At 44.0% G+C, this 14,892-nt stretch carries 13 protein-coding genes; 6 read left to right on the forward strand and 7 right to left on the reverse strand.

The annotated features are described in order from the left end of the window. Positions 1 to 246: 246 nt before the first annotated feature. Positions 247 to 591: a mechanosensitive ion channel gene (locus tag B4Z47_RS02205; RefSeq protein WP_172462489.1), complete on the reverse strand. Its 345-nt coding sequence runs from the start codon at positions 589 to 591 to the stop codon at positions 247 to 249. Positions 592 to 1,116: 525 nt separating this feature from the next. Between B4Z47_RS02205 and B4Z47_RS02210 the strand changes: the two genes are divergently transcribed. After that, positions 1,117 to 1,332 carry a hypothetical protein gene (locus B4Z47_RS02210; RefSeq protein WP_286710073.1) on the forward strand — a complete coding sequence of 72 codons (216 nt, stop codon included), beginning with the start codon at positions 1,117 to 1,119 and terminating at the stop codon, positions 1,330 to 1,332. A 53-nt stretch (positions 1,333 to 1,385) separates the two neighbouring features. Here B4Z47_RS02210 and B4Z47_RS02215 read toward each other — a convergent pair whose 3' ends face one another. Then, positions 1,386 to 1,913 (reverse strand): hypothetical protein, encoded by a 528-nt coding sequence (locus B4Z47_RS02215; protein ID WP_286726684.1) that lies wholly within the window; start codon positions 1,911 to 1,913, stop codon positions 1,386 to 1,388. A gap of 64 nt (positions 1,914 to 1,977) precedes the next feature. On the opposite strand from B4Z47_RS02215, the gene B4Z47_RS02220 reads away from it, so the two are divergent. From B4Z47_RS02220 to B4Z47_RS02230, 3 genes are all read left to right on the forward strand, one after another. Further along, complete coding sequence (locus tag B4Z47_RS02220) at positions 1,978 to 2,316, forward strand: hypothetical protein (RefSeq protein ID WP_286726685.1); 339 nt, start codon at positions 1,978 to 1,980, stop codon at positions 2,314 to 2,316. A 34-nt stretch (positions 2,317 to 2,350) separates the two neighbouring features. Continuing rightward, positions 2,351 to 2,950: a helix-turn-helix domain-containing protein gene (locus B4Z47_RS02225; RefSeq protein WP_286726686.1), complete on the forward strand. Its 600-nt coding sequence runs from the start codon at positions 2,351 to 2,353 to the stop codon at positions 2,948 to 2,950. Between the two features lie 190 nt (positions 2,951 to 3,140). Further along, positions 3,141 to 4,601 (forward strand): tagaturonate reductase, encoded by a 1,461-nt coding sequence (locus B4Z47_RS02230; RefSeq protein ID WP_286726687.1) that lies wholly within the window; start codon positions 3,141 to 3,143, stop codon positions 4,599 to 4,601. Between the two features lie 51 nt (positions 4,602 to 4,652). On the opposite strand, the gene B4Z47_RS02235 is transcribed toward B4Z47_RS02230, so the two are convergent. After that, positions 4,653 to 5,576, reverse strand: a complete 924-nt coding sequence (locus B4Z47_RS02235; RefSeq protein ID WP_286726689.1) for a hypothetical protein — start codon at positions 5,574 to 5,576, stop codon at positions 4,653 to 4,655. Between the two features lie 235 nt (positions 5,577 to 5,811). Between B4Z47_RS02235 and B4Z47_RS02240 the strand changes: the two genes are divergently transcribed. Next, on the forward strand, positions 5,812 to 6,291 hold the full coding sequence (locus tag B4Z47_RS02240) for a hypothetical protein (RefSeq protein ID WP_286726690.1): 480 nt from the start codon (positions 5,812 to 5,814) through the stop codon (positions 6,289 to 6,291). A gap of 33 nt (positions 6,292 to 6,324) precedes the next feature. Here B4Z47_RS02240 and B4Z47_RS02245 read toward each other — a convergent pair whose 3' ends face one another. Then, positions 6,325 to 9,726, reverse strand: a complete 3,402-nt coding sequence (locus B4Z47_RS02245) for a family 43 glycosylhydrolase (protein WP_286726692.1) — start codon at positions 9,724 to 9,726, stop codon at positions 6,325 to 6,327. A 273-nt stretch (positions 9,727 to 9,999) separates the two neighbouring features. On the opposite strand from B4Z47_RS02245, the gene B4Z47_RS02250 reads away from it, so the two are divergent. Then, positions 10,000 to 12,729, forward strand: coding sequence for a DUF5695 domain-containing protein (locus B4Z47_RS02250; protein WP_286726694.1), 2,730 nt, complete (start codon positions 10,000 to 10,002; stop codon positions 12,727 to 12,729). 194 nt (positions 12,730 to 12,923) lie between these two features. Here B4Z47_RS02250 and B4Z47_RS02255 read toward each other — a convergent pair whose 3' ends face one another. From B4Z47_RS02255 to B4Z47_RS02265, 3 genes are all read right to left on the reverse strand, one after another. Then, the gene (locus B4Z47_RS02255) at positions 12,924 to 13,580 is read right to left on the reverse strand and encodes a response regulator transcription factor (RefSeq protein ID WP_159333170.1); all 657 of its coding nucleotides are present in this window, start codon (positions 13,578 to 13,580) and stop codon (positions 12,924 to 12,926) included. 85 nt (positions 13,581 to 13,665) lie between these two features. Then, entirely contained in the window at positions 13,666 to 14,493 is an 828-nt protein-coding gene (locus B4Z47_RS02260; protein WP_159333171.1) for a CheR family methyltransferase, read from the reverse strand. Next, the gene (locus B4Z47_RS02265) at positions 14,490 to 14,864 is read right to left on the reverse strand and encodes a response regulator (protein ID WP_159333172.1); all 375 of its coding nucleotides are present in this window, start codon (positions 14,862 to 14,864) and stop codon (positions 14,490 to 14,492) included. The genes B4Z47_RS02260 and B4Z47_RS02265 overlap by 4 nt, the downstream gene beginning before the upstream one ends. Between the last annotated feature and the right edge of the window lie 28 nt (positions 14,865 to 14,892).

Here is a 14,892-nt window from a genome sequence, read left to right on the forward strand (position 1 = left end):
GGTGTTATCACCGATCTACATTACGATCTGATGCAGGATGGGGACCGCCGTGCTCAAAGCTTTATCGATGCAATGAACCACGAACAACCCGACTTTATTATTTCCTTAAGTGATTTCTGTCTTCCCAAAGGAGGACATTCTACCCCATTTCTTCAAAAGTTGACTCTCGTAAACTAATGTGCTGATGCGACCATCAGTCAATAACATGGTAAAATAATCTTCTCTATTTGATCAGGCAGAGCAACTTTAATGATTGGGTTTCACTTTTGTTTCGCTATTGGTTTGATTGAGCATTACCTGTTGAATCGGCAAAGCCATATCGATACCTTCATCAGCAAACGCGTTATAAATCTTGGTTAATAGTCCGCTCTTGACACTACCACCGTCTTTAGATATTCTGACCCAAAAATAGAGTTCGACCACCACTGCCTGTGAGGTTACCTGTGCAAACTGCACAGCAGTACCCCCAGAAGAGAGAATCTGCTCGTCCTCATCCATTATTTTTTTGAGCAACTGAGTTACCCTTTCAAGATCTACCCCATATTTTACCTCAAGCCGAATGCAGAGACGTTTTTTTGCCCCGAGAGGCAAGTACTTGGTTATTTTTTTTTGGTGCCCGCCTATTTAAGCAGGTCCATACTTAATAACTTTGCATCCATACGATGCATCATTAGAATTTTATTTTTGATTTTACCGATCCTTGATTAAAAAATGGACCGGCTATTCGCCAATTGGTTACAAAGCAAAACTATGGCTTTCCGCAAAAAGGCTTTGCAACGAATAATTAAAAGAAGGGTAAAAATGTTTAAAACCTGTTATCAATGACATCTCTAATTGATTTTAGCTAAAGATTCAAAGCCAACCTTTCGAACGAAAACAGCAAGTCTATGGGAAAAGCCTTTCGGGAAGGCCTATACAATGCAGCGATCAGCACGCTACGAAAAACAATTTAACGGAAAAAAATAATTTCTTATAATTTTTCATCTTTTGAAGAAATATCAACAATATTTCACATCTTTGAGTTGATTTATGCAATCGTTTAAATTAACCATTTAACGCATATTTTGGGTAATCTTACCCAACCTATTTTTTAAAGAAAAAAACGAACCAAACTTAATGGAATATTTTTCACTATTGAAACATCGTTCTGATGAAATCATTAAATTCATCGCTAATTGCGGTATATTTTCTTTACTTCTTAAAAATGGTCAGGTAATCCATTTTATACCGGACAATCCCGATCATTTTATGGAATGGTTGGGTAGCAAAGGCATCAAAGATATTAAAAGACAACAAACTAATCGGTTACAGGAAGAAGGGGCTGCTGTCTGATATTTTTCAGCGGTATAGCTCTGACGGTTCCGACACGGATAATATTTGTATTTTTATTCATCGTCTTTTTGTTTTATTTTCAATACGCAGATCAATAAAAAGTTGAGCATAAAAAATAGGACCACACGCACAATATTGAGATTGCGCCACTGCATGGCTTTCTCTTTCAGGATCAGGTCCACGGTATCACTGTAGGGCAATCGCTGAAATTCCATCAGGGTGGGCGCAAAGTAGATCAAGGTCCAAATCCGAACGCTCAGATGGGCCAAAAACACGGCGACCATCAAATAACGGCGCTTTTTTATTTTCCAATTATAACATAAAGCGACGATAAAGATAATTTCATGTAGGCTGTGCATGACAATCCAGAAAACCTTAAATCCAGGGCATATGGCTTCTGAAAAACAATCAGAGAAGAAGGCGGCGCTACTGTCCACGCAGGCACCATGAGCGCTGTCTCCCAAAGCTGGGCGCCATTCATCAGAAAGTATGCACAGATTGAATAAAATAGCCAATGGGTAGCTTTGGAGAATGTAAAAGTATTTTGCATGTTGAGGAATTATCGTTAATTTTCTATACAAAACTACCTCGCTTCCATCGCATCAACTTGCAAAAAAAGGAGTAAAACTAGTAAATTAGGGAACCATGGGATTTGAATTCACCAACGAAGGAAAGCCATTTAAAATGGCCTTTGACGAAGAACGCTTTAAGGGCAGTGATTTTAAAGATGAGGTCTTTAAAATCAAGCTATCTAATGGTGAGCTCTCGTCAAAACAGTGGATTTTTGATGGGATCAAAATCCTATACACCGAAGCCATTCTTGACCGGACAACGCATTTCGACTGGAAGGGAGATACCGAACTGATCAACATGCATTTTAATTTGCAAGGTTGTACATCGATCCAACAGGATGGGATGAATGGTGCTTTTGAACTGAAAAAAAAATCAGCACAATTTGTTTTACGGCACACAGGCTTCCGGTAAAATGAGGTTTGATGAACTAAAAATGAAATCCTTTATGATCCAATTCCAGAAGGATGCTTTTTTGGATATATCAAAAAATGGAAACGAATCTCTTAAACGATTTGCCGATAGCATTGTAGCAGGGAAGCCCATCCTATTTTCCAAAGCCAATTTGAACATCGATCTATCCCAACTGAACTGCATTCATTCGATTTTGAACTGTAATTACACTGCCGATCTCAAAAAGTTATTTTTTCTTTCGAAGACCATTGAATTACTTGTCCTGCAAGCAGAGTCCTTCAATACTATCCAACATTCAAACTCCGCCTACCTCAAATATGACCACGATAAAGAACGGATTATATTCGCACGCGATTATCTAGTCAAAAATATGGAATCACCACCTTCGCTGATCGAACTGGCAAAGATAGGCGGTCTAAATGAATATAAACTCAAACGGGGATTTAAAGAAGTATTCCATCAAACTGCATTTTCTTATCTTTCCGACCTGCGTCTAGAACTTGCTAAAAACCAGCTCCTCGAGGGTAAAAAACCGGTTACTGAAATCGCATTTGAAATGGGCTATTGTTCGCTGCAGCATTTCAGTACTGCATTTAAGAAAAAGTTTGCGGTCAGTCCCAGCCAGGTCAAGTAGCATACTATTCCTTTCGAAGACAGGATGCTTATCGACCAAAAATAGTACAATATCGACCAATAAAGGCTGCTAGATTATTTTCATTTGTAAATAAGATAAAGATCCGTTAGACTTGTACTTAGATAAATATGCGCGCGTCATAAATAGTTGCGTCATCATTTTTGATTTTTAGAATCTAATCTTACGCCACATGAAGCTGTCTAAAGAAAATTTGATTAATATAGCTGTTCACAATATACATCTACCCCACTCCTCCATTTTCGATTTACCCGAAAAAGTGATTCAGTTTGGGACAGGTTCCCTTTTGAGAGGACTACCCGATGATTTTATCCATCGGGCGAATCAGGCAGGGCTATTTAATGGACGAATTTTGGTTGTAAAATCAACTACCCAAGGTGACAGTTCAGCTTTCAATACACAGGATGCGCTATATACCCTCTCCGTGCAGGGTTATTCAAATGGAAAGATTGTCGATCGTCAGCAAGTAAATGCCTCCATTTCCAGGGTATTGTCGGCACAGCAAAGCTGGTCAGAAATTTTGGAAACTGCTACAAATCCGCAGATGGAAATCTTGCTATCCAATACCACAGAAGCAGGTCTGGTCGAAGATAAAGGTGACATCGGAGGTAATCCTCCGGCAAGCTTTGCCGCTAAAGTAACTGCATATCTCTATACAAGATTCCGTCATTTTAACGGCGATCCAAGCAAAGGACTTATTATTATTCCGACGGAACTCGTTCCCGACAATGCACAGGTACTTAAAAGAGTCATCCTTAAGATAGCTGAACGGCAAAATCTTAATTCCGAATTTGTCAGCTGGATTAAAGAGGCCAATCACTTTTGCAATTCACTCGTCGACCGTATCGTCCCAGGGAGTATCTCGAGCAGCAAGTTCCCCTATGAAGACCTACTCGCTATTATGGCCGAACCATATTGTCTCTGGGCAATAGAAACAGACAGTGAAACCGTAAAGAAACAACTTTCATTTGCAGCAATTGATTCTGCAGTTAAACTTGTAGCCAACATCGAGCAGTACAAAGAGATTAAACTACGTTTATTAAACGCTACCCATACCCTATGCTGCGGCATCGCGCTTTTGTCTTCTGTAGAATATGTGAAGGACTTTTTTCAGGTTCCTGCGTTTGACCGATATATCCGCCATATTCTTTTCAACGAAATCGGCCCCACACTACAGCATTATGCCCATATTGAGCAAGCAGCATGGGAAGAGTTTGGCAGGGCGGTGATCGACCGTTTTAAAAATCCCTTTCTTGCCCACCGCTGGCATGCTATTGCTTTACAGTATACCACCAAGATGAAAATGCGTGTGTTTCCGCTGATCGCCCCATGGTATTCCTTTCAGGGCAAACCACCAGTGGGTCTAGCCATTGGTGTTGCGGCTTATCTGCTGGTCATTCGTGAAGCCGCCAGTGAAAGGCTTGTTTTTCAGGACGACCTCCAACCCAAGCTGAGCCAGTATATCAATGGTTTAAAGTCCACTCACGACTTACTGTCCGATAAGGATATCTGGGAGCTATCATTCGCGGACTATCCTGAATTTTCTAACCTGGTACAGGAATTAGTTGAATTTATCGAGGCCAACAGTATCGGGCAAGCAATTGAAAAATATCTAAAGATCAACGCCCACTAGAACCAAAATTAGAACTGTGACTAGTCATTTCAGTAATGAAAGGACTTAACCTCATTCCAGTGTATGAATGGCCAGTATTAAACTTCGCATATCTTGCTGGATGGAACGAATGGTCGCCTGCAATTCATTGTGCATATTGGCTAGATCATGTAGTTCCGCGGCTGAAAAAGTTCCACCATCCTTAAAATAAAGCTGCTGCCGGGGACTACCCGGTTCATCATCCAAACCATATTGCAACCAGCGCTGCCGCATTGTTTCAATCAAAGAAAAATTTTCAGCGTTGCTAAATTTTTTCTCGGACAGAATTCCCCAAACTGAGCTTGGGTAGATCTGCTGCTTATTATTTTGATACCAAATACTTTCAAGCATATTTCGCTGCAGTTGCATCTTGATCCTTTTACCTTTGGGGTTTAGTGTCATAAACCCCAATACGGCGGTGCCGACCCCGCCAGCGATACTCAACCCATTGTTGAGACCATCATTTTTGACCGTGGTTGCAGTCACGGCTGTAACGGCTCCCAGTAGTATAGAAGCCACAGTCAGACGGGTCTGCGTTTTCGCATTCAGTTCGTCTATATAACCTGCGAGCTTATCGATACGCTCACCATTACAATCCAACTCTGCTGCGATGGCATTCAGCTCTGTCTCAAACAGCATGTACCTTTCAATCATCTTTTGCTTGGCCGCCAATTTCAGCGTAGCATTATTCGCAGTCCCCAAATACTGGATGATAGGTTCTGCAAGATTGAGGTATTTGATCAGCACAAAATCATGGTAAGAAAAAATTTTCCTTATCTGGATACTATCCGAGGCAGCGATTTCCTGTATTGGAATTGATGTATAGGCCACATTTGGCGCACAGTAGTTTGTTGTCAACGTATGTACCTGAACATTGTTGATCAAGGTCGAACAGGCTGTCAACAGCAATACGGACAAAAAGAGAAAGGATCTAAGCGTTAGAAGAAGTATTTTCATTACCTGAGGTTATGCCTTAATTTTTACAACAATAACCTTTTCAGAATGTTTTTGCCCCACCTATTTACTTTTTTGGAAAACAAAAAGAAGGCCCTATATTTTTTTGAAAATCCGCACAACAGGTCGATCACTCCATATTTTTTTAATATATTTAAAATGAAAACAGGAAACCCATTGTAGACAGATACAATGAAGGTGCACAATATACGAGCCTAGCAACATCAAAAGACCACTTATGAAGAAGACCACTTTTCGGAACCTATTTGTCGTACTATCTTTTATTGCTATTCTATTGCCCATTTATCCTTCCATCCGGTCGTATTTCAGCAAAACCTGTATCACCGAAAAATATGGCGTTCATTACAATGAACAGCGTAAGAAACTGGGCCTGTATCCCATTCCCGATAGCTGGGGCAGAAGAAATCTCGATTCTTCCATCATCTGGTATAATCCGAGCGGCAATATAGGGCATCGTTGGAAAAATGTTTATTTTAAAGGCTGCAACATCAAGGAAGAACTGGATCTTTTCGCTTTCGGGTACGATGCCGAAAAGAGGCAATATACCAAAGTGCTGAAAGTGATGACTCGCTATAATATACAAGCGAAAGTGGTGGATCTCCGCTATAAATTGCAGACCATATCATCCACCAGGCTTGTCGGAAAGGCGGAGGCTGACTCATTAATCAGCACTTTAACGCCAAATGACTCCAAGTGATCCTTCTTACCGTTTTTCATCTACTCACTGTTTTTATTTCCAGATACGAAGTCTTTCAAATTCGCCATAGCCCAACTGGTTGTTACCGGCAATCTGGTAAAGGCCGACGCGCAGTCTTTTGCCGTTCAGATCTGGACGTAGAAACGGTGTTCCAGGCAGATCTTTCCAATCCACACCATCTATCGAGCAACGCAAAAAGAAATAACTACCGACCTTTTGGACCTGAAGGTAAGGCGAAAAATTAAGGCCCGTTCCTGTATTCTCTTCCTGAAAAATCTGTGGACCGATGCTCCGCGAAAGGTTGCCCAGGTTCCATCCCGTCAAAATACAATTGCTGATGTAGGCATCCTTACGATCCATGCTTTGAATCATGACACCAGCTTCACTTGATGTACGTACTTTACGGCCCAGGCCTACCACATCACTTACCTTAACCTCTAGCGTGAAATCGCCCTCCAGCTCTTTAAAAACAAACGGGGCTAGAAGATCTGCATCGCCCCATTTGGTATTTTTGGACTGGATTTTCCAGGTTCCAGCCAGGTAGGAAAGCGCTGTCTGTGTGCTATCGATTCTTTCACTGTATTGATAACCATCCCAGAAAGGAATTTTCTGATCCTTGGCTGAATAGCTTTCATCCTGTGCTGGCTGCACCAATTTCGGCTTTTGCGCCGAAATCGCTTCCACTACCGGCTCACTGACATGGCCAAAGGCATCCTTCGCAAGAACTTCGATCGATTTTCCGGGTCCGGATGATTTAAAAAGGTGGTAAGACTGCTGCTTCCAGCCTGAGCTCTCACCATCAGAACGGAATAAATACCACATTCCTGGCTTTTTCTCTACCTGTGCAAATACCTGATCGGCATTGATCAGGTGCGGCGGAGAAAGCACCTGCGGAACATACCCGTCCAGTCCCTTGGCTAGGCCCTCTTTCCACTGACTGAACTTTGCGTCTACTTCATCCGATGTTAAGGTACCAGCATAGGCGCGAAAGAAATGAAATGGATAAGCCAGTTCGAGGGTATTCTTACTTACCCGCAGCAGTTTGTCAGAAAACACGCGCTTTTCAATCTTCCCATTGCGATAAAAGCTCTTCTTTCCTTTATCATTGACAAGCACAGCATGCTGCCAGGAACCATCGTCATACCAATCAAAATAAAGCGTATACCGCTGCTGCTGAAGAATCTCCCTTAGCGCCGCACTTTCAAAAGCTTTACCTTTCAGTGCCAGTCTATTTCCCGCTACCGTGACCACCGCATCGTCAACCGTCACTAAAGTATCCTTTGCTGTTCCATGGTTCCGCAAGGTACTGAGCTTTCCGAGGTTTAAATCGTCAGTTTGCAGCGCAAAGAAATTCGATTTCGGCACTTCATTGGCCAACCTAACCACTTCCTCCTCATCCAAGCTCGTATTATATACCTGCAAACTGGATACATAGCCCGAAAAATGCTGGTCCAGTATATCCGAAGCTCCCAGGACAAAAACATCCCCGGGCTTGACAAACAGCATCCTATTTTCCCTACGCTGCAGCTTTCCATCCACATAAACAGACTCCTGATAGCCGTCAAAGGAAAATACAATATGATGCCACACATTTGAGTCCGGAACCGATGCATATCCCAAATCAGGCCAGGAGCCATGCGAGATGGCCCCACGTCCGGCATCAGTACCATAACCAAAAATCGCTTTACTGAGATCCTGCTGCCCCGACGACCAGGCAACCAGCTGTTCAAACCGCGCTATGTCCGGATTATTGACCCATAGTCCTATACTATAGGAGCCATTTGCAGCCAACGACTGTGGCACGGCGAATGTCGATCGCAGCGCAGTTCCACCATCAAAGAAGAATGCCTTTTTACCCTGATAATTTTTAACAGCCAGGGCCTGTTCCGTGCTGAATATGCCCCCGAGTAGCCCTTTATTCTGAATACTTTTTACGTATTGTCCTTCCTGGTAATTGGCCGCATCGATGTGGATCAAATTACCCACTGCGACTTCCTGCACAGGCATCTTTTGTGCTGCGGACCATAGCGTCTGTTGTGGAAGCTTTTGTGCATACACCTTCATGTTCCAAACGCCACGAGGAAGTCCATTCAATTGGCTGTTCAATACATTTAGCCTAACATATCTCGTCCTAGCTTTGCCATGTTCTACAATAGGACTCGCCCAGCGGTCGTTATCCGAGCGATCCACAAAATTTTCCCAGACGATACCATCCATAGAGGTTTCGAGTCGGTATCGATAGGCATACGTCGGGTATTCAAACTGAATGGCTATGGTCTGTATATCCATTGTTTTACCTAAGTCGATAGCTACCCAGGCGGGTCCCTGATTATTTTTGGCCCGCCATAGCGTTCCATTGTTGTTGTCTACTAAAAAAGAAGGCCTAAAGTCGGTATTGTACCAGGAAGAGGCCGTCACGGTTTTACCAAAAGCCAAATCGACTGGCTCTGCTACTGTTGGAAACAAATCCGGTACACCAACATGTGTGGGCCGCACCGGCTCAATATCGCCGTCAGGCGTAAAGAATAGCTCGTCCATGGCAACCTGACGATGGAAGCCACCCCCAGCGTGTGGATTGTTGTGCCTGTGATAGACAATGAAATAACGATTATCCTGTTCAAGAATACTATGATGTCCTGGACCGTGCATACTGCCATCCTCGTTTGTAATCAATATTGGATTGGTCGATGGGTATTCAAAAGGCCCCATGGGACCGGTTTTACTTTTAACGTACTGAACACGGTACGTACCATCTTCGCAATGCCCCGAGGAGTACATCAGGTAATAGATGCCCTTACGCTTAAACATATAAGGGGCCTCAAAAAAGTCCTTTGCCACCGTATTGGGGATCAATGCTGTCTTGTCGAACGTTTTCATATCCCTGTTGAGTATCCCCACCCCACATCCATGATCGGGGTAGATTCCCCAGGTTCCCCAAAATAGATAAATGCGGCCATCATCATCCCGAAAGGTTTGCCCGTCCAGAGTAATTACACCTGGAATCATATAATTAGGGATCATCGATTTGCCTTCGGCTACCAAAGGTTCCCAAGGTCCCTTTGGGCTGTCGGCCACTGCCCCAAAAATTTCTACAGGCTGACTATAATAGAGGTAATATCGTCCGTCGTATCCCTGCGTCATATCAGGCGCCCAGTACCAATGTGTATTGGGCCAGTTCATGGGTTGAATGGTCCAGTTCTTCAGATCCTTGGAGCTCCACACCTGCGAAGGGCCTGCGCCCCAACCGTTCCCATCCGTAGTCGCATAGATATAATACGTATCGGAAATTTTCTTGATGCTCGGGTCCGCAAAATATCCGGGCAGCAGTGGATTCAATACATTAGGCTGTTGGTACGGTTTCAATGGCTGAGCCACCAGCCCTGTTAACGACATTACCATTGCTGCCAAAATAGCGAAAGAAAAATGATGTTTCATGATAACACAAGGTTTACAAGTACATAAGAGTTTACAGGTACATAAGAAACGATATTGCCATTTAACAGACTTTACAACAAATAAAATCTACGATAAATGTCTATTTAACATTAAATTTATAACTTCAGTCATCACATTACAAATTTTGAGGGCTAACTGGTTAAAAATGGGCTATTGAAGGTTAAAATCTACCCATAAATACAGGGTACAATCCTTCATCTTTGTAAGAGCATTGACCTTAGCTGTCTTATAATGAGTATTAAAATATCTAAAATGAATCTTAAAAAATGCTATTGGATCCTATTTGCGCTCGTATGCACACAGTTGCCAGGCAGCGTATATAGCCAGCAGGACGAACACCCCGTATGGAAAGCAGTCAAAGCGCAGCAAGCCACCTTAGGCGTAGAAGAGGGCGCCAAAAGCTTTACCCTCAAAAACCTCAATGTAGCCATTCTCAATGCGTCGCAGACGCTATCTTCTTTTCGTCCCAACGGAAGCGAAAAAGACTTTGACTATACACCTGTTGAACTCCTGCGCAAAAGAGACCGTAATCAATTTTTTCATATCGGTGATATCACGATCAGTTTGCGTCGTCAGGGCGACAGCTCCTGGAGCGCCTATTCATCGGCTACAGCGCGTAAGCACGTAAAGGCGCTAAGTCCTACAAAAAACAACCTGGCCAGCGCGGATATTAGTCCTACGCTCAACAACATCCCCTTAAAGGTCATCCGCAACTGGCAAGATGACCATGGCGACCTGATCCTTAGCTTTGAGATTTCAAATCCAACTGATTATACCATAGAAATTGGCGCGCTGGGGATCCCCCTTCCATTCAATAACAACATGGACTGGAAAAATCTCGATCAGGCGCATGCACAGAATGTGTTTTTCGATCCCTATATCGGCCAAGATGCGGGTTATCTACAGGTCAACCGTCTACATGGCAATGGACCGAGTCTATTGGTATTGCCCTATAAAAATGCAGGCTTTGAAGCCTACAATCCGCTCAATACCGACCCGACCCCCCGAAGTATTACCTTTGAGGGATTTCATGAATGGCTGATCCACAGTAAGGCCCATGCTGAGACTGACTGGAAAGGCGTAGAACAATGGAATACACCGACTTCTACCCTCCTGAAGCCACAGGAATCAAAGACCTTTGCCTTAAAATTCGTTCTCGCACCAAGTATCCGACAAATTGAATCGGAGTTACTGAAAAATAATAGGCCTGTTGCTGTTGGGCTTCCCGGATATGTTGTCCCCATGGACAATCCCGCCAAACTTTTTGTTAAGCATAGCAAAGCGGTCAAAAATGTCAGTGTCTATCCTGAAGGTGCTTTGACCCTGACAAAAAAAGGAAGTACGGCACAGCACTGGACCGAATACGAAGTGAAGGGCAACCGTTGGGGACGTGCGCGGCTTACCATCAACTACCTGGATGGCATTACACAGACGATACACTATAAAGTGATCAAATCTGAAAATGAAGTCGTCCAAGATCTGGGCCATTTCCTCACTACAAAGCAGTGGTATGAAAATGATAAAGATCTTTTTGACCGATCACCATCTGTTATATCCTACGACTATGAAGAACAGCAGCCCATCACCCAAAATAAGAGTGCCTGGTTTGCGGGTCTAAGCGATGAAGCCGGTGCCGCAAGCTGGCTTGCCGCCCTGATGAAACAGGTACTACAGCCCAATCAGCAGGAAATAGCCAAATTGAAACGTTTTGTCAATGAGACGCTATATGGCCATATCCAGCATAAAGAAGGCGACAAGAAATATGGCGTTGTCAAAAGCCTCTTTTATTATGAACCCGACTCGATGCCCGCAGGAACCTACCGCTCGGACATCAACTGGAAGACCTGGGCTGCTTGGCCTAAAAAAGAAGCCGACGACATTGGGCGGTCCTACAATTACCCACACGTGGCGGCAGCACACTGGGTGATGTACAGGCTTGCCCGCAACTACAACAATCTGGTCAACGAGGAAACTTGGGACAAGTACCTCGAACGGGCGTACCAGACCAGTATCGCCATGGTCGAAAAAGCGCCTTATTACGCGCAGTTCGGTCAAATGGAAGGCAGTATTTTCCTTATCGTCCTCAATGACCTCCGAAAGGAAGGATTAACCACCATGGCCGATAAGCTTGAAGCTGCCATGCGCAAACGAGCAGAGCATTGGAAAACCCTCAATTATCCATTCGGAAGCGAGATGCCCTGGGACTCTACCGGTCAGGAAGAGGTATACCTCTGGTCACGCTTTTTTGGTTTCGATGAAAAGGCTCAAGTCACCCTAAATGCCATCATCGCCTACATGCCAACCGTTCCGCACTGGGGTTACAATGGCAGTGCGCGCCGTTACTGGGATTTTGTCTATGGCGGCAAGCTCTCCCGTATCGAGCGGCAGCTGCATCATTATGGTTCGGCCCTCAATGCCATTCCCGTCCTGACTGCCTACCGCGATCATCCGGACGACTTCTACCTACTCCGTATCGGACATGCCGGCATGATGGGTGCATTGGCCAATGTCACCCAAGACGGCTTTGGCCCGGGAGCATTCCACTCTTACCCGTCCACACTGGCCAATGACGGTATCTCGGGCGATTATGGAACCGGTTTTTATGGCTATGCCGTCAATTCGGGAACCTATATTGTCGACCATCCCGAATTTGGCTGGCTGGCTTTCAGTGGTAATCTAAAAACCGAAAAACAGCTGGTTAAGGTTGCCCTGACTACAGCTTCCAAAGGGCGTGTCTTTCTGGCAAAAGAAAATCTTTGGCTGACCACCGACGCCGGAGAAATTGCCGAATTACAGTACGATCAAAAAGACCGCAGCGTCACCCTGATCTTCAATACGGAGGCGAACCAATATAGCACGAATATGCTGCTCAATGTAAATCCAGAAAGCCATTATGATGTGGAAGGAATAGCCAAAGATGCGATGAATCGCTATGTAATACCCCTATCAACAAAAACGGTAAAATTGAAAAAGCTGAAGTAGCAAAAAATCCAGGCAACGGTCGACTTAAACATGGGCTATATCTACGCTAGCATTCACGCTAGAAACAAAAGAGATCGTAAGACGCCCAAAAATCGGGCTTCCATTTAGATGGAAGCCCGATTCTTAATAACTCACTTTAGCAAAATATTTCCTGATACCTTTCCTAAGGTCTTCGCCATTCGAAAAATCCTGCGCTAACTCAAAAGCTTCTGCTGAAAAGCGAAACGGATCAAATCTGCCGTATTCTTACTTTTTGTCTTATCCATCAAGTTCTGGCGATGTCCTTCAACGGTTCGTTTGCTTAGAAAAATTTTATCCGCAATCTCCATTGCAGTGAAACCCTGGGCAATCAGTTCCAGCACAGCAAACTCCCTATCGGAAATCTCATACTGTGCCAGGCGCGAACCTACATCGACCGTAGCACTGCTCTCAACATTATAATCTTCCATAAAGCGCAAACCGAAATTGGTCATCAGATACTTGTGACCTTGCGCCAAGCGCAATAAGCCAAACAAGATCTCATCATAATCGCCACCCTTGGACAGATAGCCGTCCGCTCCGCTCCGAAAAGCTTCGGCTACCTGAGCGGGCTCTTCAATCATGGATAATATGGCAAACTTAACATCCGGATAGATTTTTTTGGCCATACGGATAAAACTTATGCCATCCATCCCCAGCATATTCACATCAGTTAAAACCAGATCTGGCAATGTATTTTGTTCGAGGTAGATCAGTGCATCCTCCGCACTATCTACTTCAGCTACCACCGTAAGCTTGTCGTGGGTATCAATTATCAAGCGTATCCCATTGCGTACAAGCCGGTGGTCATCAACTAAAAGAATTTTAGTCATTTTTCCTCCAATCCTACTAAGATACTTTATTTTTTTAAATAAGTTAATTTTTTAATACTATCCAGTTAAAAAAAAGTAGTCCATTCTACTTGACCTTGCGCCATATTTTTTCGTTTCCTACCTGATCATAGTTGGGTGCCAGCGCAGAGAAGCGCAGCGTCTCTTGACTGCCTAAGGCAAGGTAACCAAATGTCTCGAGGCTTTCATCAAAGAGCGATAATACCCTGGCCTGCAGCTCTGTGTCAAAATAGATCAGCACATTGCGACATAGAATCAGCTGAAAAGCATTAAAAGAAGCATCATTCACCAGATTGTGCGAAGCAAATACAATGCGTTCCCGCAAGGTGGGATTGAGTTTCACCCAGTTATAATTCGCGGTATAGTACGATGAAAAATCAGCTTTACCACCTGAAAGCTGATAATTTTCAACATAGGATTTTAGATTTGCCATCGGGATAACAGCCTTCTTTGCCTGCTCGAGCACCGAGGGATTGATATCGGTGCCGTAGATCAGCGATTTGTGCAGCAGATTATGTTCCTGCAATAGAATGGCCAGTGAATACGCTTCTTCACCTGTTGCACAGCCAGCTATCCATATACGGATAAAGGCGTAGGTGCGCAATTTGGGTAGGATTTCCTGGCGAAGATGTGCAAAAAAACTAGGGTCACGAAACATTTCGGTCACATTGACCGTCATCTTTTCGACAAATCGCTGCAGGTATTCCGGATCGTGGACAACACGGTAACGCAGTTCGGCAAAGCTCGCAAAATTATCCAGCAGACAAAGTTGGTTGATTCGCCGCGATAAGGAGGCCTTCGTATAATGGGTAAAATCGTAACCATAAAGACGCTCCACATCCTCCATCAGCATCATCACCTGCTCTTGGCTGACAATTTTTTTTCCCGTAATCATCCTTTTATTTCCCCTATTAGCTGCACCAGAAGTTCAATGTCTATCGGTTTCGAAATGTAGCCATTTGCTCCTGCAGCCAGACATTTTTCACGGTCGCCGGTCATGGCTTGTGCCGTCACAGCGATGATGGGCAATTCACAGGCATTCTTTGTTTTCCGAATCAGCTGAGTGGCTTCATAACCGTCAATCTCGGGCATCATCATATCCATGAGGACAAGGCCTATGCCGGCATGATCCCGTAACTGAGCAAGTCCCTCTTCAGCAGACAGGCAGCCTATCGCTTGAAAACCTCTTGACTTCAGGGCCAATTTCAATGCAAATATATTGTTCTGATCATCGTCGATAATCAATATGATTTTGTTCTTATCCATGCAGTTTTAGTATCCCCCTATTGTCTAT

This window comes from Sphingobacterium sp. UBA2610, assembly GCF_002339225.1.
In the GTDB taxonomy this organism is placed as follows: Bacteria; Bacteroidota; Bacteroidia; order Sphingobacteriales; family Sphingobacteriaceae; genus Sphingobacterium; species Sphingobacterium multivorum.

What these genes read in the sequence shown, in the direction of transcription:
- B4Z47_RS02210 (WP_286710073.1), top strand. Translation starts at nt 1,117, where the DNA reads ATGGAATATTTTTCACTATTGAAACATCGTTCTGATGAAATCATTAAA.
- B4Z47_RS02220 (WP_286726685.1), top strand. Translation starts at nt 1,978, where the DNA reads ATGGGATTTGAATTCACCAACGAAGGAAAGCCATTTAAAATGGCCTTT.
- B4Z47_RS02225 (WP_286726686.1), top strand. Translation starts at nt 2,351, where the DNA reads ATGATCCAATTCCAGAAGGATGCTTTTTTGGATATATCAAAAAATGGA.
- B4Z47_RS02230 (WP_286726687.1), top strand. Translation starts at nt 3,141, where the DNA reads ATGAAGCTGTCTAAAGAAAATTTGATTAATATAGCTGTTCACAATATA.
- B4Z47_RS02235 (WP_286726689.1), bottom strand. Translation starts at nt 5,576, where the DNA reads ATGAAAATACTTCTTCTAACGCTTAGATCCTTTCTCTTTTTGTCCGTA.
- B4Z47_RS02240 (WP_286726690.1), top strand. Translation starts at nt 5,812, where the DNA reads ATGAAGAAGACCACTTTTCGGAACCTATTTGTCGTACTATCTTTTATT.
- B4Z47_RS02245 (WP_286726692.1), bottom strand. Translation starts at nt 9,726, where the DNA reads ATGAAACATCATTTTTCTTTCGCTATTTTGGCAGCAATGGTAATGTCG.
- B4Z47_RS02250 (WP_286726694.1), top strand. Translation starts at nt 10,000, where the DNA reads ATGAATCTTAAAAAATGCTATTGGATCCTATTTGCGCTCGTATGCACA.
- B4Z47_RS02255 (WP_159333170.1), bottom strand. Translation starts at nt 13,580, where the DNA reads ATGACTAAAATTCTTTTAGTTGATGACCACCGGCTTGTACGCAATGGG.
- B4Z47_RS02260 (WP_159333171.1), bottom strand. Translation starts at nt 14,493, where the DNA reads ATGATTACGGGAAAAAAAATTGTCAGCCAAGAGCAGGTGATGATGCTG.
- B4Z47_RS02265 (WP_159333172.1), bottom strand. Translation starts at nt 14,864, where the DNA reads ATGGATAAGAACAAAATCATATTGATTATCGACGATGATCAGAACAAT.